24 protein-coding genes are annotated in these 25,365 nt (G+C 66.7%); 13 read left to right on the top strand and 11 right to left on the bottom strand.

What is annotated here, in order from left to right; genetic code table 11:
- The first annotated feature begins 68 nt into the window (after positions 1–68).
- Both ACFPOU_RS02825 and hppD read left to right on the top strand, forming a co-directional pair.
- Positions 69–974 carry a LysR family transcriptional regulator gene (locus tag ACFPOU_RS02825; RefSeq protein WP_379716897.1) on the top strand — a complete coding sequence of 302 codons (906 nt, stop codon included), beginning with the start codon at positions 69–71 and terminating at the stop codon, positions 972–974.
- A gap of 533 nt (positions 975–1,507) precedes the next feature.
- Complete coding sequence (gene hppD / locus ACFPOU_RS02820; protein ID WP_379716894.1) at positions 1,508–2,596, top strand: 4-hydroxyphenylpyruvate dioxygenase; 1,089 nt, start codon at positions 1,508–1,510, stop codon at positions 2,594–2,596.
- Between the two features lie 95 nt (positions 2,597–2,691).
- Here the strand turns inward: hppD and ACFPOU_RS02815 are convergent, their stop codons facing one another.
- Positions 2,692–3,330, bottom strand: coding sequence for a hemerythrin domain-containing protein (locus ACFPOU_RS02815; RefSeq protein ID WP_379716891.1), 639 nt, complete (start codon positions 3,328–3,330; stop codon positions 2,692–2,694).
- A 393-nt stretch (positions 3,331–3,723) separates the two neighbouring features.
- On the opposite strand from ACFPOU_RS02815, the gene ACFPOU_RS02810 reads away from it, so the two are divergent.
- Positions 3,724–4,632 carry a ZIP family metal transporter gene (locus ACFPOU_RS02810; protein ID WP_379716888.1) on the top strand — a complete coding sequence of 303 codons (909 nt, stop codon included), beginning with the start codon at positions 3,724–3,726 and terminating at the stop codon, positions 4,630–4,632.
- Positions 4,633–4,676: 44 nt separating this feature from the next.
- On the opposite strand, the gene ACFPOU_RS02805 is transcribed toward ACFPOU_RS02810, so the two are convergent.
- Both ACFPOU_RS02805 and ACFPOU_RS02800 read right to left on the bottom strand, forming a co-directional pair.
- Positions 4,677–5,315 (bottom strand): dienelactone hydrolase family protein, encoded by a 639-nt coding sequence (locus ACFPOU_RS02805; protein WP_379716885.1) that lies wholly within the window; start codon positions 5,313–5,315, stop codon positions 4,677–4,679.
- A gap of 126 nt (positions 5,316–5,441) precedes the next feature.
- Complete coding sequence (locus ACFPOU_RS02800; protein ID WP_379716882.1) at positions 5,442–6,785, bottom strand: MFS transporter; 1,344 nt, start codon at positions 6,783–6,785, stop codon at positions 5,442–5,444.
- 140 nt (positions 6,786–6,925) lie between these two features.
- On the opposite strand from ACFPOU_RS02800, the gene cyoA reads away from it, so the two are divergent.
- The 7 genes from cyoA to ACFPOU_RS02765 are packed head-to-tail and all read left to right on the top strand — an operon-like array spanning position 6,926 to position 13,684.
- Positions 6,926–7,942 carry a ubiquinol oxidase subunit II gene (cyoA, locus tag ACFPOU_RS02795; RefSeq protein WP_379716879.1) on the top strand — a complete coding sequence of 339 codons (1,017 nt, stop codon included), beginning with the start codon at positions 6,926–6,928 and terminating at the stop codon, positions 7,940–7,942.
- A 2-nt stretch (positions 7,943–7,944) separates the two neighbouring features.
- Positions 7,945–9,948, top strand: a complete 2,004-nt coding sequence (gene cyoB / locus ACFPOU_RS02790) for a cytochrome o ubiquinol oxidase subunit I (RefSeq protein ID WP_379716876.1) — start codon at positions 7,945–7,947, stop codon at positions 9,946–9,948.
- Positions 9,941–10,585 carry a cytochrome o ubiquinol oxidase subunit III gene (gene cyoC, locus ACFPOU_RS02785; protein ID WP_379716873.1) on the top strand — a complete coding sequence of 215 codons (645 nt, stop codon included), beginning with the start codon at positions 9,941–9,943 and terminating at the stop codon, positions 10,583–10,585. Before cyoB ends, cyoC begins: the two co-directional genes overlap by 8 nt.
- A complete protein-coding gene (gene cyoD, locus ACFPOU_RS02780) occupies positions 10,582–10,995 on the top strand; it encodes a cytochrome o ubiquinol oxidase subunit IV (protein ID WP_379716870.1) in 414 nt (137 codons plus the stop codon). Before cyoC ends, cyoD begins: the two co-directional genes overlap by 4 nt.
- Entirely contained in the window at positions 10,992–11,828 is an 837-nt protein-coding gene (locus tag ACFPOU_RS02775; protein ID WP_379716867.1) for an SURF1 family protein, read from the top strand. Before cyoD ends, ACFPOU_RS02775 begins: the two co-directional genes overlap by 4 nt.
- Positions 11,812–13,155, top strand: a complete 1,344-nt coding sequence (locus ACFPOU_RS02770; protein ID WP_379716864.1) for an ATP-binding protein — start codon at positions 11,812–11,814, stop codon at positions 13,153–13,155. The genes ACFPOU_RS02775 and ACFPOU_RS02770 overlap by 17 nt, the downstream gene beginning before the upstream one ends.
- Entirely contained in the window at positions 13,148–13,684 is a 537-nt protein-coding gene (locus ACFPOU_RS02765; RefSeq protein WP_379716861.1) for a response regulator transcription factor, read from the top strand. Before ACFPOU_RS02770 ends, ACFPOU_RS02765 begins: the two co-directional genes overlap by 8 nt.
- A 15-nt stretch (positions 13,685–13,699) precedes the next feature.
- Here the strand turns inward: ACFPOU_RS02765 and ACFPOU_RS02760 are convergent, their stop codons facing one another.
- The 5 genes from ACFPOU_RS02760 to ACFPOU_RS02740 all read right to left on the bottom strand — a co-directional run bounded on the left by ACFPOU_RS02760 (position 13,700) and on the right by ACFPOU_RS02740 (position 16,430).
- A complete protein-coding gene (locus ACFPOU_RS02760; protein ID WP_379716858.1) occupies positions 13,700–13,987 on the bottom strand; it encodes a hypothetical protein in 288 nt (95 codons plus the stop codon).
- A 19-nt stretch (positions 13,988–14,006) separates the two neighbouring features.
- On the bottom strand, positions 14,007–14,399 hold the full coding sequence (locus ACFPOU_RS02755; RefSeq protein ID WP_379716855.1) for a VOC family protein: 393 nt from the start codon (positions 14,397–14,399) through the stop codon (positions 14,007–14,009).
- An 80-nt stretch (positions 14,400–14,479) separates the two neighbouring features.
- A complete protein-coding gene (locus tag ACFPOU_RS02750; protein WP_379716852.1) occupies positions 14,480–15,103 on the bottom strand; it encodes an exopolysaccharide biosynthesis protein in 624 nt (207 codons plus the stop codon).
- Positions 15,104–15,254: 151 nt separating this feature from the next.
- Positions 15,255–15,587, bottom strand: a complete 333-nt coding sequence (locus tag ACFPOU_RS02745; RefSeq protein ID WP_379716850.1) for a DUF5710 domain-containing protein — start codon at positions 15,585–15,587, stop codon at positions 15,255–15,257.
- A gap of 81 nt (positions 15,588–15,668) precedes the next feature.
- Positions 15,669–16,430 (bottom strand): ZIP family metal transporter, encoded by a 762-nt coding sequence (locus tag ACFPOU_RS02740; RefSeq protein ID WP_379716847.1) that lies wholly within the window; start codon positions 16,428–16,430, stop codon positions 15,669–15,671.
- Between the two features lie 128 nt (positions 16,431–16,558).
- Here ACFPOU_RS02740 and ACFPOU_RS02735 point away from each other — a divergent pair, with 128 nt between their 5' ends.
- On the top strand, positions 16,559–17,989 hold the full coding sequence (locus ACFPOU_RS02735; protein ID WP_379716844.1) for a metallophosphoesterase family protein: 1,431 nt from the start codon (positions 16,559–16,561) through the stop codon (positions 17,987–17,989).
- Positions 17,990–18,014: 25 nt separating this feature from the next.
- Here ACFPOU_RS02735 and ACFPOU_RS02730 read toward each other — a convergent pair whose 3' ends face one another.
- Both ACFPOU_RS02730 and ACFPOU_RS02725 read right to left on the bottom strand, forming a co-directional pair.
- Positions 18,015–19,412, bottom strand: coding sequence for a sigma-54-dependent transcriptional regulator (locus ACFPOU_RS02730; protein WP_379716841.1), 1,398 nt, complete (start codon positions 19,410–19,412; stop codon positions 18,015–18,017).
- Positions 19,409–20,779, bottom strand: coding sequence for a sensor histidine kinase (locus ACFPOU_RS02725; protein WP_379716838.1), 1,371 nt, complete (start codon positions 20,777–20,779; stop codon positions 19,409–19,411). Before ACFPOU_RS02725 ends, ACFPOU_RS02730 begins: the two co-directional genes overlap by 4 nt.
- 408 nt (positions 20,780–21,187) lie before the next feature.
- On the opposite strand from ACFPOU_RS02725, the gene ACFPOU_RS02720 reads away from it, so the two are divergent.
- Entirely contained in the window at positions 21,188–22,156 is a 969-nt protein-coding gene (locus ACFPOU_RS02720) for a hypothetical protein (RefSeq protein WP_379716835.1), read from the top strand.
- Positions 22,157–22,294: 138 nt separating this feature from the next.
- On the opposite strand, the gene ACFPOU_RS02715 is transcribed toward ACFPOU_RS02720, so the two are convergent.
- Positions 22,295–22,789, bottom strand: coding sequence for a MarR family winged helix-turn-helix transcriptional regulator (locus ACFPOU_RS02715; protein ID WP_379716832.1), 495 nt, complete (start codon positions 22,787–22,789; stop codon positions 22,295–22,297).
- 139 nt (positions 22,790–22,928) lie between these two features.
- Between ACFPOU_RS02715 and ACFPOU_RS02710 the strand changes: the two genes are divergently transcribed.
- Positions 22,929–25,349 (top strand): penicillin-binding protein 1A, encoded by a 2,421-nt coding sequence (locus ACFPOU_RS02710; RefSeq protein WP_379716829.1) that lies wholly within the window; start codon positions 22,929–22,931, stop codon positions 25,347–25,349.
- Positions 25,350–25,365: the final 16 nt, after the last annotated feature.

Here is a 25,365-nt window from a genome sequence, read left to right as displayed (position 1 = left end):
AGGCGTTGGTATTTTACGACGTGAATAGATGAATGTAGACTATTCATATAATAAATACTGGAGCGGCCATGATCGAACCCCATCAGATGGACTTGAACCTGCTGGCGGTGTTCCAGGAGGTCTACCGCGAACGCCAGATTTCGAGCGCCGCGCGGCGCCTGGGACTGTCGCAATCGGCCGTCAGCAATGCGCTGGCGCGCCTGCGCCGCGTGTTCGGGGACGAATTGTTCGTGCGCACCGGGCAGGGCATGCAGCCGACCCCGTATGCGCAGGCGCTGGCCGAGCCGGTCGGCGTCGCCCTGGCCCAGGTGGCGCTGGCCCTGAACCGGCGCAGCGCCTTCGACGCCGCCACCAGCACGCGCTGCTTCACGATCGCCATGACCGACGTCGGCGAAGTGCACTTCATGCCGGCCCTGATCGAGCGCTGCCGCCTGGCCGCGCCCCTGGTGCAGATCAGCTCGCGCCGCGCCGCTGGCATCGCCCTGAAGGAAGAGATGGAAAGCGGGCGCGTGGACCTGGCGATCGGACCCTTCGAGGATATCTCCGAAGCCCTGTACCAGCGCCTGCTGTTTCGCCAGCCCTATGTCAGCATGGTACGGCGCGGCCATCCGCTCACCCAGGGCAAGGTCGACCTGGCGCGCTTTGCCGCTTGCGAGCACTTGTTCGTGGAGTCGACCGAAGCGCCCTACGACCGCATCAACCAGCTGCTGGAAAAGGCGGGCGTCGGCGCCTCGACCCGCTTCCGGGTGCCGCATTTCACGGCCGTGCCCTACATCATCGGCGCCAGCGACCTGGTGGTGACAGTGCCGCAAAAGCTGGCCGAGCGCGCCGGGCCGCCCTTCGGCCTGGCCTGGATCACGCCGCCGCTGGACTTGCCGACGCTGCAGACCAACATGTTCTGGCACCGGCGCTACAACCAGGACCCGGGCAACGGATGGCTGCGCGCGCTCGTCGCCGAGGCTTTCGCGCATTAGCCGATTGCGCCAAGCGATCCGGCCTTGGCGGCCCGCACACCTTCTGTTCGCCTCCCGCAGGATGCTGACCGGGGCCCTGTCCAACGACCAGGACGGCGGCGCGACCGGCAAGGCCCTGCACGAACAATGGACAGCCGATTTCACTTGCCTCGCGCCGGGGCAGCCGCACCCCATGAAGTTCGGCGCCAAGGGCGGGGCAGCATGCGGCCCAGGCCGCGCGGGCACTCGGTTTCGGTCCGCCGGTGGCCTCCAGCTACCGGCCAGGCACGCCCGCGCCGATAAAACGCGTCTTCCTGCCACCGCCGTTTCTCGGTATGCTGCGCCGCGAGCATGCCGGTTCGATATCGTTCTCGCTGGACGAGACATCCAACTGGCGTATCATTTCCGTCGTCGACCCCGCCCGGCCTGGACGGGCGCGCTTCGCATGCTTGCTGGTTGGCGCAACAGTGCCGATCGAATGGTTCCGCAAGGTTAGCCGCCTATCCGGCGCGCGCCGGGTGGAGGAGACAATACTGCATCATAAGGACAACAAGATGGCTGACCTGTTCGAGAATCCGATGGGCCTGATGGGCTTTGAATTCGTCGAGTTCGCATCCCCGACGCCGGGCGTGCTCGAACCCCTGTTCGAAAAGCTGGGCTTCACCAGGGTCGCGGTGCACCGTTCGAAGAACGTGGCGCTGTATCGCCAGGGCGAGATCAATTTTATCGTCAACAACGAACCGAAAAGCTATGCCGCCTATTTCGCGGCCGAGCACGGCCCCTCGGCCTGCGGCATGGCCTTTCGCGTCAAGGATTCCCATGCAGCCTACCGGCGCGCACTCGAGCTGGGCGCCCAGGCCGTCGACATCCCGACCGGTCCGATGGAATTGCGCCTGCCAGCCATCAAGGGCATCGGCGGCGCGCCGCTCTACCTGATCGACCGTTTCGAAGACGGCAAGTCGATCTACGACATCGATTTCGAATTCCTGCCGGATGTCGAGCGCCGCCCCGTGGGCCATGGCTTGAAGATCATCGACCACCTGACCCATAACGTGTACCGCGGGCGCATGGCCTTCTGGGCCGGCTTCTATGAAAAACTCTTCAATTTCCGTGAAATCCGCTACTTCGACATCAAGGGCGAGTACACCGGCCTGACCTCGAAGGCGATGACGGCGCCGGACGGCATGATCCGCATTCCCTTGAACGAAGAAGGCAAGGCGGGCGGCGGCCAGATCGAGGAATTCCTGATGCAGTTCAACGGCGAAGGCATCCAGCACATCGCCTTGCTTTCCGACGACCTGGTCGCGACCGTCGACTCGCTGCGCGCCGCCGGCGTGCCCCTGATGAGCGCGCCGCCGGAAACCTATTACGAGATGCTCGACAGCCGTATTCCCGGACATGGCGAGAATGCGTCCCAACTCGAGGCGCGCGGGCTGCTGCTCGACGGGAACGTGGTCGATGGCAAGCCGCGCCTGCTGCTGCAAATCTTCTCGGAAACGCAGCTGGGGCCGGTGTTCTTCGAATTCATCCAGCGCAAGGGCGACGACGGCTTTGGGGAGGGCAATTTCAAGGCCCTGTTCGAGTCGATCGAGCGCGACCAGGTCAAGCGCGGGGCGATCGGGCAGGCGGTGGCAGTCGCCTGAGCGTCGAACGGCCACCCTGCGCATGCGCAGGGTGGACGCAAGCGCCCATCCTTCCCGCCCCGGGCGAACTGTCCGCCCCCCTGGGACGGCCAGACTTAACCCGCGTGCGGCGTCGAACGCGTATTGGCCCAGGTAGGCGTCGCGTCGGTCTTCGTGGCGTCCGGCTTTTTCACCAGATGGCGCAGCGCGAACAGCGCGCTGGCCACGCCGACCACGGCGGCGGTCGTGCTGCCCGAAAAGCCCACGGCATGGCTCTTGGCCAGCTTGCCGGCTTTCGGGGCAAGCAGTTCCATGCGGCGCTTGGTCATCTGCGAACCGAGTTCCGACAGGCGCGCCTTGCTCATCAGGGTTTCCGCCTGCGGCAGCAGCGTCGTTTCCTCGTCGGCCACGTGGTGGATCACGTCGCGCATCAGCTCGAGCAGGACCTTGTCGTGGCGCGGATCGGAAGCGCTGGTGCGGCGCAGCTCGGCGATCAGGCGGCGCATGTCGTCATGCTCGGGCTCGGCCTTGTGGATGAAGGGCTCGCCCTTGTCGATCTGGCGCATCACCGGATAGAACACTTCTTCCTCCAGCGTGGCGTGGATTTCCAGCGCCGTGCAGATGGTATCGGCCAATGCTTTCTTGACGCTCGGCGACTTGTCCTTCGTGTACTGGTGGAAGGTGACCATCACATGCGAATGGTCGAAACGGATCATGTCGGTAATGGTCGGGCTCAGTTGGTTTAGCGAAAACATTTTGTACCTCCAGATTGACGAATGCATACGATCCTACGGCGCAGCGGGCGAGCATGACGTAGGAGCACAACGCAACCAAGTGTCGGCAAACGGCGCGTCGCTGCCGGCTCGCGCCATCGGAAAGGCGGCAACCGTACCCCTCGACAAACAAGCTTTTCCCCTAGGAATTTTTTAACCGTTTGTCACCCTCGTCCTACACGGACACGGCCAGCATCCTGATGACGTCCGCTGTAGCGGCTGCGAAGATGCGCCATGGTCGACGGCTGGCCGGGCGCCGTGCAGTCGTATCGCAGCGAGTCGGCGGACTTGTCTGTCGCGCGCCGCGCGCGCCGCTGTTTTTGCTAACCTGCAGAGCGCAGGGAGCGCGCATGGGGCTTAGCGAAGGGATGGTGGATGGAATCGAGAACACAGAAATTGCGCTGGACCGAAGCGTTACTGCGTGCCATGACCGTCAGGCGCGTGATCGGCCTCCTGATCTGTACCGCGGGCGGCCTGCTGCTCATGGGCAGCCTGATCGAGCAGCTCATCAATTCAAATCCGAAGATGCATGCCGCCCTGCTGGGCGGCGCGACAGCGGCCGCGGCTACCGCGCTGGGCACCTTGCCGGTCCTGTTTTCACAGAACTTTTCGAAGCGCACCTACGATGCCTTCCTCGGTTTCGGCGCCGGCGTGATGCTGGGCGCGACCGCGTTCTCGCTCGTCATTCCGGCGCTGGCCGCCGCCCGTTCTTCCGGCGCCGGCCCCTGGGAAGCGAGCCTCCTGGCCGGGGCCGGCATCATGGCCGGCGCGGGCGCCATCCTCCTGATGAGCCGCGCGACGGCGCCGGCCCAGGTGCTCGCCAGCGACGTGCACGGCAACTCGCTGCGGCGCGCCTGGCTGTTCGTGATCGCGGTGGCGCTGCATAACTTGCCCGAGGGCATGGCAATCGGGGTCGCGTATGCCGGCATCGATATCGAAAAGGCGCATTCGCTCACGACCGGCATCTCGATCCAGGACGTGCCCGAGGGACTGGTGGTGGCGCTGGCACTGCGTACGGTCGGCTACGGCCGCTTGACCGCGGTCGGGATGGGCGTGCTGTCCGGCGTGATCGAGCCCATCGCCGCCGCTTTCGGGGTGGCGCTGATCGGGATCGCGGGTGGCCTGCTGCCGTTCGCGCTGGCGGCGGCGGGTGGCGCGATGCTGTTCGTGATCGTCAACGACGTGATCCCGGAGATGCGCGAGAACGGGAATGGGACCTCGGCGACGATTGCCTTGATCCTGGGATTCATCCTGATGACGGTGCTCGACACGGCGCTCGCCTGAGATCGCGCCGGCCGCCGGTGCCGGCGGGCCGATCGTCACCGCGCCTACGGCGCGAAATGCCGCACGAACCAGTCCGACGCCAGGGCCGACACCTGGGCGAGGGCCCCCGGCTCCTCGAACAGATGGGTCGCCCCCGGCACGATCTCGAGCGCTTTTTCGCAGCCCAGTTGCGCCAGCGCCTGGCGGTTCAGGTCGATCACGGCGCCATCCTCGCCGCCCACGATCAGCAGGGTCGGCGCGATCACCTGCGCCAGTGCCGCGCCCGCCAGGTCCGGCCGGCCGCCACGCGAGACGACGGCGGCGATGCCGGTGCCGCTGTCGGCGGCGACGCGCAATGCCGCCGCCGCGCCGGTGCTGGCGCCGAACAGGCCCAGGGGCAGGGGGGCGGTCAAGGGTTCGGTGCCGAGCCAGCGCGCGGCCGCGTGCAGGCGGGCCGACAGCACGTCGATGTCGAAGCGGTTGCGCCAGGTGGCGTCTTCTTCCGGCGTGAGCAGGTCGAGCAGGAGGGTGGCGATGCCGGCGTCGCGCAGGTCGTCCGCCACCTGCCGGTTGCGCGGGCTGAAGCGGCTGCTGCCGCTGCCGTGGGCGAACAGCACGACGCCGATCGGACTGGCGGGCAATTCGAGCATGCCCTCCAGCGAGGCGGCGCTTGCCGGTATGCCGATGAGGTGCTTGCGTGTCATGCCCGCCTCCTGCAAATCCTTTTAGACCATCCATGGTAAAGAAAAATCCGGGCAGACACGTGGCCTGGCCGGATTTCGCCCGTCCGGGCGGCGCGCCACCCGGCATGGATGCAGCCCGGTCGCGGCTTAGTCCTTGATCTCCAGCTTGCGGTTCAGGCTCAGCGCCGCCAGCGAGCCGACCGCGCCCGAGAGCAGGTAGAGGCTGACGTAACCGAGGCCGAAGTTGGCCGACAGGCCGAGGGCGACCAGCGGGGCGAACGCCGCGCCGACCAGCCAGGCCAGGTCGCTCGTGAGCGCCGCGCCGGTATAGCGGAAGCGCGATGCGAAGTTCGACGTCACCGCGCCCGCCGCCTGGCCGTAGGACAGGCCGAGCAGGCCGAAGCCGATCAGGATGAAGGCGTTCTGTCCGGCCTCGCCGCCGTCGATCAGCATCGGCACGAAGGCCGAGAAGATCGCGATCAGCGCGGCCAGGGTGCCGAGCGTGGTGCGGCGCCCGACCTTGTCGGCGATCAGGCCGGAAACCAGGATGCAGACCGCGGCCACGACGGCGCCCCACATCTGCACATACAGGAAGCCGCTGATCGGGCGGGTGTCGTAGAGCTGCATCCACGACAGCGGGAACACGGTGACCAGGTGGAACAGCGCGTAGCTGGCAAGGGCGGCCATGGCGCCGATGACGATGTTCGAGCCCTGGGTGCGCAGCAGTTCGCCCACCGGCGCCGGATCGAGTTCGTGCGAGTCGAGCAGGCGGGCGTATTCTGACGTCGACACCAGGCGCAGGCGCGCGAACAGGGCCACGACGTTGATCGCGAAGGCGACGTAGAACGGGTAGCGCCAGCCCCAGACCAGGAAGTCGTCGGTCGACAGGTTGTCGAGCAAGTAGGCGAACAGGCCGGCGGCGATCAGGAAGCCTAGCGGTGCGCTCAATTGCCCCAGCATCGCGTACCATCCGCGCTTGTGCTCGGGGGCATTGAGGGCGAGCAGCGAGGGCAGGCCGTCCCAGGAACCGCCCTGGGCCACGCCCTGCGCGATGCGCATCAGCGACAGCAGCACGATCGACGTGGTGCCGATCTGGGCATAGGTCGGCAGGAAGGAAATGACGACGGTGGCCGTTCCCATCAGGAACAGGGCGATCGTCAGCTTGACTTCGCGGCTGAAGCGCTCCTGGATCTTCATGAACAGGACGGTACCGATCGGGCGCGCAATAAAAGCGAACGCGAAAATGGTAAACGCGTAGAGTGTGCCTTCGAGCCGGTCAGCCCATGGGAAAAATACCGCGGGAAACACAAGCACGGAAGCGATCGCGTAGACGAAGAAATCGAAATATTCGGAGGCGCGCCCGATGATCACGCCGATCGCGATTTCGCTCGGTGAGATATGACCGTCCCGGGCATTGATGTTGCGCGCGCCGCTATGCGGGGCGCTGATTGGAGCGGCGCCTTCGCCGCCGTAGGTAGGGGTGTTCTGCATTCTTGGTCTCCAGGTAGGTCGGCAGCCTTCGCATGGTCCCCTGGCCTGGGCAAGGGTGGGACAAAACGTCCAATATGCAACAAAGGCCGATGCCAGTACAGTAGCATGTTCTTATACCCATGTAACGTTAGATACCTAGCATGATTCCTAAAATTGTCCGTCCCGGACTGTCATTACTCCTGGTAGCGGTGCTGTCCGGCTGCAACACGGTGGTCATGAACCCCGCCGGTGATATCGCCAAGCAGCAGGCCGACCTGATCACGATCTCGGTCCTGTTAATGTTAATCATCATCGTCCCGGTGATGCTCCTGACGGTCTTCTTCGCATGGAAGTACCGCAAGGGCGCGAACGAGAAGTACGAACCGGACTGGGACCACTCGACCAAGCTCGAACTCGTCATCTGGGGCGCGCCCCTGCTGATCATCATCGCGCTCGGCCTGATCACCTGGATCAGCACCCACAAGCTCGACCCCTACCGTCCGCTGGACCGCCTCGACGAGCACCGTCCGATGCCGGCCGGCGCCAAAGTGCTCGAGGTGCAGGTCGTCTCGCTCGACTGGAAGTGGCTGTTCATCTATCCCGAGCTCGGCATTGCCACGGTCAATGAGCTGGTCACCCCGGTCGACACCCCGATCCGCTTCAAGCTGACCTCGTCGACCGTGATGAACACGTTCTACATTCCGACCCTGGCCGGCATGATCTATACGATGCCGGGCATGGAAACGACCCTGAACGCGGTGCTGAACAAGGCCGGCAATTACAAGGGCCTGTCGGCGCACTTCTCGGGCGACGGCTTCTCGCACATGAACTTCGCCTACCGCGGCACCACCCAGGCCGATTTCGACGCCTGGGTCGCCAAGGTCAAGGCCAGCGGCAACACGCTCGGCCGCAACGACTACCTGGCGCTCGAGAAGCCGTCCGAAAAAGAACCGATCCGCCATTACGGCGCCGTGCAACCGGCGCTGTTCATGTCGGTCGTGAACCGCTGCGTGGCCGAAGGCGCCGTCTGCATGAACCATCAGATGTCGATGGACATGCAGCGCGTGCGCAACGACATCGCCTTGAAGAACTTGCCGCAAGACGCCAAGCGTTCGGTCGCGCAAGCGGATGCCGCTGCCGAAGTGTGCGAAACCCCTCCTCATCCTGTGAAGAAGTAACCATGCAAGACTCATTTGACTTGACGAAGCTCATCTTCGGACGGCTCACCTGGGACGCGATTCCGTTCCACGACCCGATCCTGCTCGCGACCTTCGCGGGCGTGATCGTCGGCGGCGGTGCCGTGTTCGGCCTGATTTCGTATTACCGCCTCTGGGGCACGCTGTGGCGCGACTGGATCACCAGTATCGACCACAAGAAAATCGGCATCATGTACATGATCCTGGGCCTGGTCATGTTCCTGCGCGGCTTTGCCGACGCCCTCATGATGCGCGCCCAGCAAGCGCTGTCGTTCGGCGAGAACGCCGGCTTCCTGCCGCCGCACCACTACGACCAGATCTTCACCGCCCACGGCGTGATCATGATCTTCTTCGTGGCGATGCCGTTCGTGACCGGCCTGATGAACTATGTGGTGCCGCTGCAGATCGGCGCGCGCGACGTCGCCTTCCCGTTCCTGAACAACTTCTCGTTCTGGATGACGACCATGGGCGCCGTGCTGGTCATGGCCTCGCTGTTCGTCGGCGAATTCGCGCGTACCGGCTGGCTGGCCTTCCCGCCGCTGTCGGGCATCCTGGCCAGTCCCGGGGTCGGCGTCGACTATTACATATGGTCATTGCAGATCGCCGGTGTCGGCACCTTGCTCTCCGGCGTCAACCTGATCGTCACCATCATCAAGATGCGTGCTCCCGGCATGGACCTGATGAAGTTGCCGGTCTTCACCTGGACGGCGCTGTGCACCAACGTCCTGATCGTGATGTCCTTCCCGATCCTGACCGCCGTGCTGGCCATGCTGGGCATGGACCGTTTGTTCGACACCAACTTCTTCACCAACGACAAGGGCGGCAACGCCATGCTGTACGTGAACCTGATCTGGATCTGGGGCCACCCGGAAGTCTACATCCTGATCCTGCCGGCCTTCGGCGTGTTCTCGGAAGTGGTCTCGACCTTCTCGTCCAAGCGCCTGTTCGGCTATACCTCGATGGTGTACGCGATCGTCGTGATCATGATCCTGTCCTACCTGGTGTGGCTGCACCACTTCTTCACCATGGGCTCGGGAGCGAGCGTCAATTCGTTCTTCGGCATCACCACGATGATCATTTCGATCCCGACCGGCGCCAAGATCTTCAACTGGCTGTTTACGATGTACCGCGGCCGGATCCGCTTCGAGTTGCCGATGATGTGGACGATCTCGTTCATGCTGACCTTCACCATCGGCGGCATGACCGGCGTGATGCTGGCCATTCCCGCGGCCGACTTCGTGCTGCACAATTCGCTGTTCCTGATCGCCCACTTCCACAACGTGATCATCGGCGGCGTGCTGTTCGGCATGTTTGCGGGCATCAACTACTGGTTCCCGAAGGCCACCGGCTACAAGCTCAACGAGTTCTGGGGCAAGGTCTCGTTCTGGCTCTGGTCGATCGGCTTCTGGGTCGCGTTCACGCCGCCGTACATCCTGGGCTTCATGGGCGTCACCCGCCGCATGAGCCACTTCGAGGATCCTGAACTGCAGTGGCTGTTCCAGATCTCGTTCGTGGGCACCGTGATGATCGCCGGCGGTATCGGCGCCATGCTGATGCAGTTCTTCGCCACCTGGCGCGACCGCAAGTCGCTGCGCGACATCACCGGCGACCCATGGGACGGCCGCACCCTGGAGTGGTCGACCTCGTCGCCGCCGCCGGACTACAACTTCGCGTTCACGCCGGTAGTGCACGACAACGACACCTTCGCCGACATGAAGAAGAACGGCTGGAAGCGTCCGCTGAGCGACTACGTGGCCATCCACATGCCGAAGAACACCTGGGCCGGCTTCGTCATCGCCGCGCTGTCGATGGTGGTGGGTTTCGCGATCATCTGGCACATGTGGGCGCTGACCGGTGTCGCCTTCGTCGCGATGATGGCCGCCATCATTGCGCATACCTTCAATTACAAGCGCGATTACTACATCTCGGCGGACGAAGTGACCCGCACCGAGAACGCGCATACCAAACTGCTGGAAAGCCATGTCTGAAACTAACGCAACCCTCGGTCTGAACGCCGGCGCCCCCGGCGCCGACGCCGGCGCGCGCTACCACCTGCGCGAGCACCATCCGGAGCACGGCACGATGCTCGGCTTCTGGATCTACCTGATGAGCGACTGCCTCATCTTCGCCAGCCTGTTCGCGACCTACGCCGTGCTGGGCCGTAACTACGCCGGCGGTCCCTCCGGCGCCGAACTGTTCGACCTCAACCTGGTGGCCATCAACACCGCGTTCCTGCTGGTGTCGTCGATCACCTTCGGCTTCGCGATGATCTCGGCGCAGGCGAAGAACCTGGCCAAGGCGCAGCTGTGGCTGGGCATCACCGGTGTCCTCGGCGTCTGCTTCCTGGCGCTCGAGATCTACGAGTTCTACCACCTGATCCACCAGGGTGCGGGCCCGTCGCGCAGCGCCTTCCTGACCGCGTTCTTCTCGCTGGTCGGCACCCACGGCCTGCACGTGCTGTTCGGTATCGTCTGGCTCGTGGTCCTCATGTTCCAGCTCGGTAAGCACGGCCTGTCCGTCGAAAACCTGCGCCGCATGGCTTGCCTGTCGCTGTTCTGGCACTTCCTGGACGTGGTCTGGGTCTTCGTCTTCACCTTTGTTTACCTGATGGGAGTGCTGCCATGAGCGATCATCACGACCACGGCCACCACGGCCACGGTGACCACGGCCACCACGACGCCCACGCCGTCCACTACAGCGTCAAGGATTACACCATCGGCTTCGTGCTGGCCGTGATCCTGACCGTCATCCCGTTCTGGCTGGTCATGGGCAATGTCCTGGAACCCGAGGCGACCCGCTTCGTCATCATGGGCTTCGCGGCGGTGCAGGTGGTCGTCCACATGATTTATTTCCTGCACATGAACTCGAAGTCCGAGGGCGGCTGGAACATGATGGCGCTGATCCTGACCATCGTCCTGCTCGGAATTATCCTGGCCGGCTCGATCTGGGTGATGTACCACATGAACGCCAACATGATGCCCGGCATGGGCGACGCAGCCGGGATGACCGGCCACGGCGCGCACGACATGCCATGACCGGCCGGCACGGTCCGGACCACGCCGCCGCCTCCGGGCGGGCGCGCCCACGCAAGCTGGCGCGCCTGGTCCTGGCAGGCGCCGGCCTGTTCCTGATCGTGCTGTTCGCGGGCCTCGGGACCTGGCAGGTGCAACGCCTGCAATGGAAGCGGGCCCTGATCGAGCGCGTCGACGCGCGCGTCACGGCCCCGGCCAGCGCCGCCCCCGCGGCGGGCCGGGACCTTTCCGTCACAAAAGAATCCCACGAATACCGCCACGTCCGCCTCGAAGGGTATTTCCTCTACGACTACACGACGCCGGTGCAGGCCGTCACCGCGCTGGGCGCGGGCTACTGGCTGCTCACGCCGCTGTGCACCCCGGACGGGACGATCGTGCTCGTGAACCGCGGCTTCATTCCCGCCGCCGATGCCCGCGAACGCTATCGCGCACGCGCGGCCACCGGCCGGGCCTGCCCGGCGGCCGGGGCGCGGCAGGCCGGGCACGCGCTGACCGGCCTGCTGCGCATGAGCGAGCCGGGTGGCGGCTTCCTGCGCGAGAACGACCCGGCGCGCAACCGCTGGTTTTCGCGCGACGTGGCGGCCATCGGCGCGGCCCGCGGCCTGGGCCGCCTCGCTCCCTATTTCGTCGACGCCGGGCGCGGGCAGGACCCGGCCGACGCCCCGGACCGTCCGGTCGGCGGCCTGACGGTCATTTCCTTCCAAAACAATCACCTCGTGTATGCGATCACTTGGTATGCTCTGGCTTTGATGGTTGCCGCGGCATGGTGGTATGTCGCCCGTCACGGCAACGACAAGGAACACGGCAAGGCAAGGACCGATGGCAGTAAAGCTTGATCTACTAACAAAAATCAGCCCCGCGATCAGCTCGTCGGCCGAGGCGAGCGTCGAATATGCCGCCGGCCACGAGAACATGCTGCAGCTCATCGAGCTGCGCTGGATCGCCGTCATCGGCCAGGTCACCACGATTGCCGCGGCAATCCTGATCTTCGACATCAACCTGCCGCTGGTGCACATGCTGCAGGTACTGGCCTGCCTGATCGCCTTCAACATCGCCAGCCACCTGCGCTGGCACGAGCGCCGCCCGGTCGCCAACAGCGAGCTGTTCATGGCCTTGCTGGTGGACGTGGCCACCCTGACGGTCCAGCTCTACCTCTCCGGCGGCACGACCAATCCGTTCGCCTTCCTGTTCCTGCTCCAGATTATCATCTCGGCAGTGCTGCTCGAAGCATGGTCGACCTGGACCATCGTCGCCATCACCCTGGTCTGCCTGGCCCTGCTGGCCGTGTTCGCCCCGCCGCTCGCGCTGCCCTTCGACCATGCACGCGGGATCGCCAGCCTCTACGTGCAGGGCATGCTGCTGTGCTTCGCGCTCAATGCGGCGCTGCTGGTGATCTTCATCTCGCGCATCAGCGGCACCCTGCGCGCCAAGGCGGCGCAGCTGGCCGACCTGCGCCAGCGCGCGGCCGAGGAAGACCATATCGTGCGCATGGGCCTGCTGGCCTCGGGCGCCGCCCATGAGCTGGGCACGCCGCTGGCGACGCTGTCGGTGATCCTGGGCGACTGGAAGCGCATGCCCGTCTTTCGCGACCATCCCGACCTGCGCGAGGAAATCGCCGAGATGCAGACCCAGCTCCAGCGCTGCAAGTCGATCGTCAGCGGCATCCTGCTCTCGGCCGGCAGCGCGCGCGGCGAGTCGGCCGTGCGCACGACGATCCATACCTTCCTCGACGGCCTGGCCGAGGAATGGGAAGACAGCCGCCCGGTCAGGATGTTCGACTACGAGAACCGGATCGGCGAGGATATCCCGGTCGCCTTCGATTCGGCCCTGAAGCAGACCATCGACAACCTGCTCGACAACGCATTGGAGGCATCGCCCGGCTGGGTGCGCCTGGACGCGGGCGTCGAGGACGGCACCCTGGTGCTGGAGGTGGCCGACCGCGGCCCCGGCTTCGCGCCGGCCATGCTGGCCCAGTTCGGCAAACCTTACCAGTCGACCAAGAGCCGGCCCGGCGCCGGCGTCGGCCTGTTCCTGGTGGTCAACGTCGCCCGTACGCTGGGCGGCAGTGTCGTCGCCCGCAACCGCGAGGAGGGCGGCGCGGCGGTCACCCTGCGCATTCCCCTGGCCTCGATCGCGCTGGGCAAGGAGGGCGAACATGGCTGAGCCGCCCCTGCTGCTGATCGTCGAGGACGACGACGCCTTTGCCCGCACCCTGGGCCGCTCCTTCGAGCGGCGCGGCTACCGGGTGCTGCACGCGCCGGGCTTCGAGGAAACGGCCGAGTTGCTCAAGGAAAACGATCCGGGCTATGCGGTGGTCGACTTGAAACTCAAGGGCAATTCCTCGGGCCTGTCCTGCGTGCAGCTGCTGCACGCGCACGATCCGGACATGCTGATCGTCGTGCTGACCGGCTTCGCCAGCATCGGCACGGCGGTCGAGGCGATCAAGCTGGGCGCCTGCCAGTACCTGGCCAAGCCCTCGAACACGGACGACATCGAAGCCGCCTTCGGGCATGTGGCCGGCAATGCCGACATCGAAGTGACGACCCGCTCGACCTCGATCAAGACGCTGGAGTGGGAGCACATCCACGCGGTGCTGGCCGAGACCGATTTCAATATCTCGGAAGCGGCGCGGCGGCTGGGAATGCACCGCCGGACGCTGGCGCGCAAGCTGGAGAAGCAGCGGATCAAGTAGGGGGCGCCGTGGATCTCAGCGCGCTTGCCAGAGCGCCCTGAGGCGACGCCAGAGCGCGGACCAGGGGCGCACCGGCTTGACGGTGCTCCAGTCGAAGACGGGCGCGTCCGGATCTTCCCACCGGTGGCTGCAGTCGCAACATTTCCTGTTCAGGTGGGCATCGTCGATCATGCAGCCACCAAAGGCGATCAGGCCCTGGCGGCCGGCTTCCTGCGCCAGGTCGCCCGGATAGCCCCAGAACAGGGGAAGACTGCGGACCGAGCCGCATTGCGGACACTTGCAGTGTGCCGGCCCGGTGCGCATGCCTTGCTCGCGCGCGGGCTCAGGCGGGACGGTACAGCGCGCACAGCTTGTGCCCGTCCGGATCGCGCACATACGCCAGGTGAAGCGCGCCCAGCGCGCTTTCGCGCAGGCCCGGCGGGTCTTCGGCGGTGGTGCCGCCGTGGGCGATCGCGACGTCGTGGAAGCGCTGCACCTGCTCGGGCGAGCCGCACTTGAAGCCGATCGTGGCGCCGTTGGCGCAGCTCGCCTCCGCGCCGTTGATCGGCTCGGTCACGCCGAAGCTGTTGCCCTCGTGGCGGTAGAACAGGCGCGTGTGGCCGGTCGCCGACACGTTGCGAAACGGCTCTCCCACGCCCAGCGTGCCGAGCACCGCATCGTAAAACTTCTTCGAGCGCTCGATGTCGTTCGAACCTACCATCACATGACTGAACATCCTGACTCCTCCCGTGGTTGGAAAAACTGCTGGCTTGATGCCGCTGCCAGTATAGATCGGGCAGGCCGGGAAAACCAAGCTCAGGCCGTCAGGCGCTGGAATACTTCGCGCGCCGCCAGGCCGCCGCCGCCGATCAGGAGGCCGAAATAGACGATGGTCGCGACATTGCTGATGTGGCCCAGCAGCACGCAGACGCCGTCGCGCTGCAGCAGGCCGATGGCGAAGAACAGCAAAGCCACGGCGGGGAAGGTATTGCTGAACGGAATCAGACCGAAGGGCATCATCAGCAGCACGGCGCCCAGGATCAGCGAGGCGTTGTTCAGGTGGGCGATCGGGCCTTCGGCCACCAGCCACTCGATGCGGTTCGGGCGGCTGACGCGTTCGATCTTCTGCAGCCAGGGCAGCGCCTTCCTCAGCAGCGGCCGCAGCTTCTTGGTGCCGATGACCTTATGCTCGATGCGGGCCGGAATCCAGAGCGTGCGCTGGAACAGGCGGCTCGTGCCGATCAGGAAGATGGCGCCGCCGAACACCGTCGAGACGCCCGGGATCGACACCGGGATCAGGAACACGAGGGTGAGCAGGGCGGTCAGGATCAGCAGGCCGTCGTTGCCGACGCGGTGCACCAGTTCGGAAAGCGTGATGCCGGTACGGGGCAGGGAGCGGACCAGCGAACGCAGGCGCTGGGAAATGGGTTCACTGTGCATCATGTCCTTGGGAATGTCGATGGGTCGGGCGTACGCGAGCGCGGTTGCCGCGCAGCATGCCGGTCAGTCCGGTCTTCACGGCAGGCAATAGTATAACGGCCGCGCCCGGCGGGGCGGGTACGGTGTGGCCGCATTGCGACGGGGCTGTTGTTTAAAGTCCCGCCAGCAGCCTGCGCACCGCCTGGTGCGCCTCCAGCCAGCCGCTGGCGAGCAGGGCCGGACGGCATTCGGCGCATTCCTCGAACGGATTGCAGGCGTGCGGCAGCTCGACATAGGCCGATCCGATGACCGGCTTGGCGCCGTGGGCGTCGCGCGAGGAGGGGCTGCCGGTCGTGCCGGGGCCGGCCCCGGGGCCGATCCAGCGGGCGAAGGGTGCGCTGTCCTGGCCGTCCGGGACGCACCAGCATTTGCGCGCCGGATTCCAGCGCGCGCCGAGGGACTTGGCTTCGTCTTTTTCGGCGTAGGGGACCTTCAGGAGGATCATGCGTGTGCTTTCGATAGGGATGAAACGGCGCGCGTATTGTAAGGCAAGCGGGGGCGCGATAGAGGCGATGGCGGCGCCCCATCAGGCGCCCATCTTGCCGAGCGCGAATGCCGCCAGGAAGCCGAGCACCGTGATCAGGCCCGCGCAATCGTGGGCTTCGGCGAAGGCTTCGGGAATCATGGTGTCGGCCAGCATGGCCAGGATCGCGCCGGCCGCGACCGCCGTGGTGGCGGCGACCGTGGCCGGCGAGACCGCTTCGAACAGGGTGAAGCCGGCCAGCGCCGACAGGCCCGAGGCGGCCGCGATCGTGCCCCAGATCCCGAAGATATAGCCGGCACTGCGGCCGGCCTTCTTCATGCCGGCCGCGCTCGACAAGCCTTCCGGCACGTTCGAGAGGAAAATCGCCGTCACCGCCACCATGCTGGCCTTGCCGCCGCCCAGCATCGACAGGCCGATCACGATCGATTCCGGGATGCCGTCGAGCAGGGCGCCGACGGCGATCGCGCGCCCGCTGCCGCCATGCTCCTGTTCGCTCGGCTGGCAGCCCGAACGCTTGCGGTGGCGCGCGCCGCCCTGGGCCAGCCACCAGTTGACCAGCGTGTAGACGGCCGCGCCGCCCAGGAAGCCGAGGGCGGTCGCCTGCAAGCCGCCCGTCTTGAACGCTTCGTCCATCAGTTCGAACGACAGCGCCGAGATCAGCACGCCGCTGCCGAAGGCCATGAACGCCGCCACCAGCCGCGCCGGCACGGCATAGCGGTAGCCCACCAGCGCCCCCAGCAGCAGCGCGCCGCCAGCCACCAGTCCCCAGCCCCCCGCCTGCAGCCACATCGGTACCTGTTCCATCGATCCTCCATCGGTTTTGCCAAAATGTTACGCCAGAATGGGGCGACGGCCGCGCTCGGCTGCTCGGCGGCGCGCCATGACGCCCCTGCGGCCGTGCTACATTGCCGTTTTCTTGGACGGAGAAACGCATGACATCGTTGTCCCTGCCCCTGCCCGTGCGCGTGCCCGCGCCCCTGCGCCGGCTGTCCCGGGCCGCGAGCCTGGCCGCCGCCCTGGGCCTGGCCGGCTGCGCCACCCCGGTGGCCGGCCCCGGCCCGCAGGATACAGCGTTTGTCGTGATCGGCGAGGACGGCGCGGCCACCGCGCGCGTGATCACCGGCGGCGCCGCCTGCCCGCCGCTGACGGTGGACAACCGGTCGCTGCCCATGCGCGTGCGCGTGCCCAGGTCCAGCGTGCCGGCCCGGCCGGGACAGGCCGCGGGCCCGGCGTCCGCCGCGGTGCTCACCTGCGAGGCCCCGATCGCCGCCGGCAGTGCCGTCGCCCGCGTGGGCGGACGGCCCCTGCCGGTCCCGCGCGCGCAGCCCGGGCGCATCGTCGTCATCGGCGACACCGGCTGCCGCATCAAGGGCGAGCAGGCGCAGGCCTGCAACGATCCGGCGCGCTTCCCCTTCGCGCGCGTGGCCGCCGCCGCCGCCGCCTTCAAGCCCGACCTGGTGATCCACGTCGGCGACTACCATTACCGCGAAGACCCGTGCCCCGCCGGCCAGGCGGGCTGCGCGGGCAGCCCCTACGGCTACGGCTTCGAGGCCTGGGCCGCCGACTTCTTCACCCCGGGGCGCACGCTGTTCGAGGCCGCGCCCTGGGTGCTGGCGCGCGGCAATCACGAAAACTGCACGCGCGCCGGGCAGGGCTGGTGGCGCTGGCTCGATCCGCGCCCGTTCCAGGCCGGGCGCGATTGCGACGTGCCGGCCAACGACGCGGTGGGCGACTACGGCGACCCGTATGCGGTGCCGCTCGGGAACGGGGCGCAACTGGTCGTCTTCGATACGGCCAACACCAGCTGGAAAGGCTTTGCCGCCACCGATCCGCGCCGTGCCGCGTATGCCGGGCAGTACCGCAAGATCGAGGCGCTGGCGCGCCGCGCGCGCTACAACATCGGGGTCGGCCACCATCCGCTGTTCGCCTTCGGCGCCAGGCGCGACGCGAACAGCGGCGAGGTGAGCCTGTTCGGCGGCGACGCCGGCCTGCTCGACGCCTTCGGCGACGTCGATCCGGGCTATCTGCCGCCTTCCTTCGGCATGCTGCTGTCGGGCCACGTGCACCTGTGGGAGCAGGTGAGCTTCGCGAGCGGCCATCCGACCCAGTTCGTGGCGGGCTTTTCCGGCACGGCCGAGGACACCGCGCCGCTGCCGGCCGCGCCGCCGCCGGGCCGGGCGCCGGCGCCCGGCGCCATCGTCGAGCACATGAGTTCATGGGTGGGCGGCTTCGGCTTCATGACGATGGAACGCACGGGGGCCGACGCCTGGCGGGTGTCGGTCCGCGACCTCGACGGGCGCGAGCGCAACAGCTGCAAGGTCGAAGGCCGCAAGTCCGTATGCGCGCTCGCGCAGGTGCGCTGACGCGCCGGGCGAGCGCGCCGCGCCGCTATTTCAGGCCGCTGCGGATGCTGTACTTCTCGATGCGGTAGCGCAGGGCATCGCGCGACAGGCCCAGCAATTTCGCCGCGCGCGTGACGTTCCACTTCGATTTCCCCAGTGCGGCAATCAGGTAGTGACGCTCGACGTCTTCGAGGTTCATGTTCTGGTCGGCCGCGGCCGCAAGCGGCACGATGCCCGGCGCCTGCCCGCCCGGAGGCAGGGGAAACAGCAGGTCCTGCGCCGTGACCGCATCCTCGCGCGCCATCAGCGCGACCTGCTCGAGCATGTTGCGCAGCTCGCGCACGTTGCCCGGCCAATGCCAGTCGCGCAGCGCCTGCTGCGCATCGGCGGCCAGATACAGGCGCGGCTTGCGGTAGCGCGCCGCGTGCACGGCGAGGAAAGCCTGGGCCAGCAGCAGGATGTCGCTCGAGCGCGCGCGCAGCGGCGGCACTTGCAGGTGCACCATGCGCAAGCGGTAGAACAGGTCCGAGCGAAAACTTCCTTGCAGGACGCGGCTGTGCAGGTCCTGGTTGGTCGCCGCGATCACGCGAAAGTCGATGCGCTGCTCGCGCAGGCCGCCCAGGCGCCGCACTTTCTTTTCTTCGAGCACCTTCAAGAGCTTGGCCTGCATGCCCAGCCCAAGCTCGCCGATCTCGTCGAGGAACAGGCTGCCGCCGTCGGCCGCCTCGATCAGGCCGAACTTGCGTTCGCGCGCATCGGTAAACGCGCCGCGTTCGTAGCCGAACAGTTCGGCTTCGAGCATGTGCGCCGGAATGGTCGCGCAATTGAGTTCGATGAAAGGCTGGGTGCGGCGCGCGCCCGCGTAATGGACGGCCCTGGCCACGAGTTCCTTGCCGGTGCCCGTCTCGCCAGTGATCAGCACGGTCGGCAGATCGTTGTCCACCAGGCGGCATTCGGCCTCGGCCAGGCGCCGGATGTCTTCCTTCAGGGCCAGCATCGGCGGCGATTGTCCCAGCAAGTGTTTCAGCTCGCTCTTGCTCGCCTGCTGGGCCTGGATGTAATTCAGGGTTTTCTCGACGCGCTCGTGCCCCAGCGCGCGGTCGATCAGCAGGCGCAGCTCGCCGAGCACGATCGGCTTGGGCAGATAATCGAACGCGCCCAGCTTCATCGCCTGCACCGCCACCTCGACGGTCGCGTTCCCGGTGATCATGATGATCTTGATGAGCGGGATCCTGGCGCGTATCTGCGCCAGCACCTCCAGCCCGTTCATCTTCGGCAGGTGAAAATCGAGCACCACGACGTCCGGAAGGAAGGCGTCGAGCCGGTCCAGGCCGTCTTCGCCCGAGTCGACGGTGACCGCCTCGTAGCCATGCCGTTCCAGATAGGCCTTGATGTTCTTGGCCAGTACCAGTTCGTCCTCGATGATCAGGATCGCGCGCGTCATCGTCCGGCCGCCAGGAAAACGAGGGTGATCGCGGTGCCCTGGCCCTGGATACTGTCGATCCGGACCCGGCCGCCGAAGCGCTTCACGATGCGCCGCACCAGGGTCAGGCCGACGCCCAGTCCTTTCGCCTTGGTCGTGAAGAACGGCTGGCAGATCTTGTGGATGTCCGCTGGCGCGATGCCGGCGCCGGTGTCGCTGATCCGGATCTCGACTTCCCGGCCCCCCGGCGCGGCGTCGGCGGCCACGACGATCCTCCCGCCCGCCGCCGGCATGGCTTCCAGCGCATTGCACACCACATTGTTCAGCACCTGGGTCAGCAGGGCGGCATTCGCCTGGATCGGCGGCAGCTGCGGCGCCAGTGCCAGGTCGACGGCGGTGTTGCGGCGCTTCGCCTCGCGCGCGAAGCCGGTTACGCATTGCACGATCAGGGGCCGCGGATCGAGCGCTTCCCTGCGGTAGTCGGGGAGCTGGGAATAGGTCAGCAGCTCGCGGATCCATTGTTCGATGCGCTGCGCTTCCGAAATGATGTCGTTGGCCGACTCGCCGCCGAGCGCTTGCGGCGCATCCTGCCACAGTTCGGCCGACGACCTGATCGACGCCAGGGGATTGCGGATGCCGTGCGCGACGGCGGAGGCCATTTCGCCCAGTGCGGCCATGGTCTCGGACTCGACCAGCTGCTCCTGCTGCGAGCGGATCAGCTGGTCGGCACGGCGCACGATCCAGAACAGGACCAGGTAGAGGAACAGGCCGATACCGATCGAGATCATCCAGGTCAGGGCGGTGCCGGCATTGATCGCGCGCGACAGGGCAATCGGAATCCGGTACACCTCGACCACGCCGATCACCGCCTTGGTGGCGGCATCGCGGATCGGGATATACATCTCGACGAAGCGCATGTGCGACTTGCCAAGGTAGAAATGCTCCGCCTTCGCGGCCCCGTTCACCCCGACTTCGCCGCTCTCGATTTCGAGCTTGCCCTTGAGCGCTTCGTTCAGTTCGGGGTTGGCGCCGTATTTCTTGCCCTGGCCGAGACGGTTCTCGCTCGACCACAGCAAGGTCGTGTCGGTGCCGTACACATTCGCGCGCGCCACGTCGGGCATGGCGGCCACGTGCTGGAGAAAGTCGAGCAGCCCGCGTGCCGCTTGCGGATGGTCGAGCGAATATCCGCGGGCCAGTTCGATGGCCATCACGTTCTGGACGAAATCCTGGGTGAGTTCGGCATCGCGCTGCAGCAGGCGCTGGGTGAGGAAACGCGACATCAGGGCCGCCGAGACGACCGAGGCGAGGCAGATCGCGATCAGGCTCAGCAACAAGAACCGTCGCATGAGGTCGAACTGGCTGGCGGCAGCGGTGTCGATGCGATTCACGGTGCGGATTCCCCCAGCGTTAAAGGCGGACGAGGAGCAGACGACGGGCAAGCGACGGGCAAGCGACGGGCAGGCGACGGGCAGGCGAAGACCCAGCGGCTTGCGGCGCGCCGACCGCGAGCCGGTATGCCGGCCTCGGGCACTGCGCATGGGGCGATATTACTCCGGACCGCCACGCCTTCCCACCTTTTATTGCCCTTATTGCATTTATTCCACAAGGGTGAAGTGGGCGCGGTGCAGCGGCCGGTCCCGACTGGGGCAAAACACGCCCTGGGTGGGTGAAATCACCCGAAATGCGCGGGAGGAACCTGCGCGGCGCGACGCCACGCCCGGCAAGGCTGGCTGGCATGGGCCTTGCTGATGACGTATGGCGTCGCACTGCCCCTATCCATATCCGAGGAGACCCTGATGAACCAGAAACCGTTTCGCACGCGTGCAGCCGGCGGCCGCGCCGCCTGTCTCGCCCTCGCCGGCGCGCTGCTCGCGGCCGGCTACGCCGGCCAGGCCAGCGCGGCCTCGTCCGATGGCTGCGCGGGCGGCGGCTTTACCGTGCTCGGCCTGAGCGCCCCCCAGGACCGCACCATCGCCGCAAACGCGCTCGGCACGGGCGAGGTCATTGCCGTGCGCGGAAAATACGTCCAGTTCGAGATCGACAAGAAGACTTTCGGGATTTTCAACTACCGGTTGACGGGCGCGCCGAATCCGCTCGACCTCACGGCCGGCAGGCCGACCAGCGTGTTCGACAGCAAGCTTCCGAACCACCGCGGCCTCGTACTGACCAGTGACGTCGAACTCCGGCTGAAGGAGGACGGCCTGGTGATCCTGCGCGAAGGACCGGGCCTGACCATGAAGGTGCAGGCCAAGGATTGCGCCAGCGGCGGCCTGTTCCAGATGGAGCCCGAACGCGACGACCAGACCCGTACCCTGTTTACGCACATCCTGGCGGCCGAAGCCTTCTACTTCGATAACGGCAATTTCCGCAGGCGCGAAGGAGAGACCGTTCCCTACAAGGACACGACGATCGTCGTGCCGTCCCGTATCAACTTCGGTAATTCCTTCTCGCACAAATTCGTCGGCCGCGACAGCCCCCAGGTCGCCGAGCGCCTCGACGAGCCGGGTTGCAGCAACCAGATCGCCACCCGCAGCGGCCCCAAGACGGTGCTCCACTGCGGCCGCGTCTCGCGCTGGATGGTGGCCAGCGGCGGGCGCATGGGCCAGGTGATGGGGGAGGACGCCGTCGAGGTCGCGCCGCCGTCGACGCTCTGCGTGCGCAAGTGCCAGGCGCGCAACCGCGTGCGCGGGCGCGCGCTGGTGCTCGGCTTCCCCTTCCCGGTGCCGGTCGATCAACGCCTGAAGCCGGACTTCCCGGCAAAGTAATGCCCGGCGCAGCGCTTTCCCGCATTCAGGAAGTCCTGAATTGTGCCGACGGTCCCTAGGCCGTTCAGCCAGGCACATTACCCGGCCCCGCGCCGGGTTTTTTTTAGGCCGGCGCGGCGCCATTCCCGTGCGCGCCCGTCATAGCTGCCCGAGCGGCAGCTGGGCCGCGCTTTCGTCGGCCGCCAGCCGGGCGATCAGGCATGCAAGATCGGCCTCGAGCCGGTGCAGGGTCGCTTCATCCAGGCTCGCCAGCGCGCCCGGCAGCACGCCGGCGAAGGGCAGCGGCGCGCGTTGCAGCAGCGCGTCGCCGGCGGCCAGGAGGCGCAGCGCGACGCCGCGCCGGTCGAAGCCTTCGCGCGCGGTCGAGACCAGGCCGCGCCCGGCCAGCGTACGTACCAGGTTGCTGGCGGTGGACTGGTGGATATCGAGCGCGCGCGCCAGTTCGGTCACGCCGATGCCCGGCGACTGCGCGATCACGGACAGGGCCCACAGCTGGGCGCCGCCCAGGCCGGCTTCGCGCTCGACCTGGCGGAAATGGGTTTTCACGGAGTTGAAGACGACTTGGAACTGGCGCAATACGCGCGTGGCGGGCTCGGGTTCAGACGCTTCGGCGGGGTTCAATTGTAAAGACATTGTGACATCATAGCGGAAAGTACAAGCCCTCGCGCGGGCTGCGAACGGCGCCATGCGCGCTGCCCGCCCTGCGCGAGCGCGGGCGGCAGGCGCGGTCGGCTATACTGCGCGCACGAAGATTAATTCAGCAAGGAAGACAGTGGATCAGGACGAGAAGCTCGACAATGGTATTCGGCAGCAGGCCCGGGAATTGTTCGGCAGCGCAGGGGGCAAGGCCAGGGCGGGGGTGCGCCAGGCCCATGGCTTCATTTCCGGCCGGCCGCGCCACGAGCAGGTGTTCCTGGTCGGGCTGCTGTCGTTCGCGGCGCTGGTCGCCGCGCTCGTCGTCTACCTGATCATCCTGATTCCCCTCACGCCCGGCATCGACGACCTCAAGCAGGTCAGCAGCGCGCGTCCGACCGTCATCCTGTCCACCGACGGCAAGGAGCTCGGCACCTTCGAGCAGGGCCTGCAGGAGCGGGTGAAACTGTCGCAGGTCTCGCCGCATGTGGTGAAAGCCTTGATCTCCACCGAGGACCACCGCTTCTACGATCACCACGGGGTCGACTTCACGCGCATCGCGGGCGCCTTGCTGGCCAGCCTGAAGGGCGACGCCCAGGGCGGCTCGACCATCACCCAGCAGCTGGCGCGCAACATGTTCCCGGAAGAGATCGGGCGTGCGCGCAGCATCAACCGCAAGCTCAAGGAACTGATCACTGCGATCAAGATCGAGAATACCTACAGCAAGACCGAGATCCTGGAAGCCTACCTGAACACGGTGCCTTTCCTGTACAACGCGCGCGGCATCGAGATGGCGGCGCGTACTTATTTCGACAAGCCGGCCGCGAAGCTCGACGTGCTCGAAGCGGCCACACTGGTGGGCATGCTCAAGGGAACCTACTATTACAACCCGGTGACCAACCCGGAGCGCTCGCTCGCGCGCCGCAACGTCGTGCTCGGGCAGATGTACAAGCATGGCGCCTTCAACGAAGCACGCTACAAGGCACTGGCGCGGCGCCCGATCCGGCTGGACTTCGAGCGCCAGGCCGAGCGCAGCGGCCGCGACAATCACTTCACGGCCCACGTGCGCAAGTGGTTGCTCGAATGGGCCGACGAAAACGACTACGACCTGGCGCTCGACGGCCTGATCGTCACGACCACGCTCGACGCCGGATTGCAGGAAGCGGCGCTGCGCGCGGTCGAGAAGCAGGCCGGGGCGCTGCAGGCGGTGGCCGACGTCGAGTGGGCCAATCCGGGCTTGCCTGGCTCGACCTCGATCGGCACTTACACCTCCATGCGCAGCAGCATCGCGCCCTTCGACTATTACTGGGCCACGCACCGCGCCCAGCTCGATGCCTTCGTGCGCGAGACGCCCGATTACCGCAAGGCCGTCGAGGGCGGCGAGGCACCGGCCGCCGCGCTCAAGCGCATCAAGGCCGACCGCGACTTCATGCGCAAGCTGCGCGAATCGAAGGCGCGCCTGGAAGCGGGCTTCGTCGCCATCGATCCGGCCAGCGGCGAAGTCAAGGCCTGGGTGGGCAGCCGAGATTTCGCGCGCGACCAGTTCGACCACGTTTCGCAGGCCATGCGCCAGCCGGGGTCCACCTTCAAGCCCTTCGTGTATGGCGCCGCGCTCGAAAGCGGGCTCTCGCCCGAGCAGGCCTACGTCGACGCGGTCATGGATATCCGCGCCGCCGACGGCACCGTCTGGCGCCCGACCGACATGTCGGGCACGTCCGGCCGCCAGATGACGATGCGCGACGGCCTGGTATTCTCGAAGAACACCATCACGGCCCAGGTGATGCGCGACGTCGGCCTGCCGCCGGTGGTGAAGCTGGCGCAGAACCTCGGCATCCGCCAGAGCAAACTGTCGGCCGTGCCTTCGCTGGCGCTGGGTACCAGTCCGGTCACCCTGCTCGAAATGGTCAGCAGCTACGCCACCATCGCCGCGCAAGGCGAGTACCGCAAGCCCGTCTTCGTGCGCCGCATCACCGACCGCGAAGGCAACGTGATCGCCGATTTCGCGAGCAACAGGCCCGAGCGCGCGATGTCGCAGGCGTCGAGCGTGACCCTGATCGACATGCTGCGCGGCGTCGTCAACCGCGGCACGGGCACCGGCGTGCGCTACCGCTTCGGCATCAACGGCGACGTCGCCGGCAAGACCGGCACCACCCAGAACAACGCCGACGGCTGGTTCATCCTGATGCACCCGAACCTGGTGGCGGGCGCCTGGGTCGGCTTCAACGACAATCGCATGACGATGCGCTCGAGCTACTGGGGGCAGGGCGGCCACAACGCGCTGCTGCTGGTGGGCGACTTCTTCCGCACCGCGCTCGACGCCGGCAAGATCGACCGCGCGGCGCTGTTCCCGGGCGGCCGCGCGCCGGCGCCGGTGCGGGCCGCGCCGGAAGCGCCGCAGGAGGAATTCATCGAGCCGGAGGACATGATCGAGGGCATTCCGGCCGACGAGCCGCAGCCGCAGCCGCAGGTGGAGGAGCCGGAAGAAGACGAGGCCGAGGAAGTGATCGAGGCGCCGATGGAAGGCGTGCCGGCGCAGCCGGTGTCGACGCAGCTCGAGTGAGCGATCGCGGCGCCCG

Source organism: Massilia jejuensis (genome assembly GCF_042656795.1).
Classification (GTDB): domain Bacteria; phylum Pseudomonadota; class Gammaproteobacteria; order Burkholderiales; family Burkholderiaceae_D; genus Telluria; species Telluria jejuensis.
This window is presented reverse-complemented; position numbering and strand designations above follow the sequence as displayed.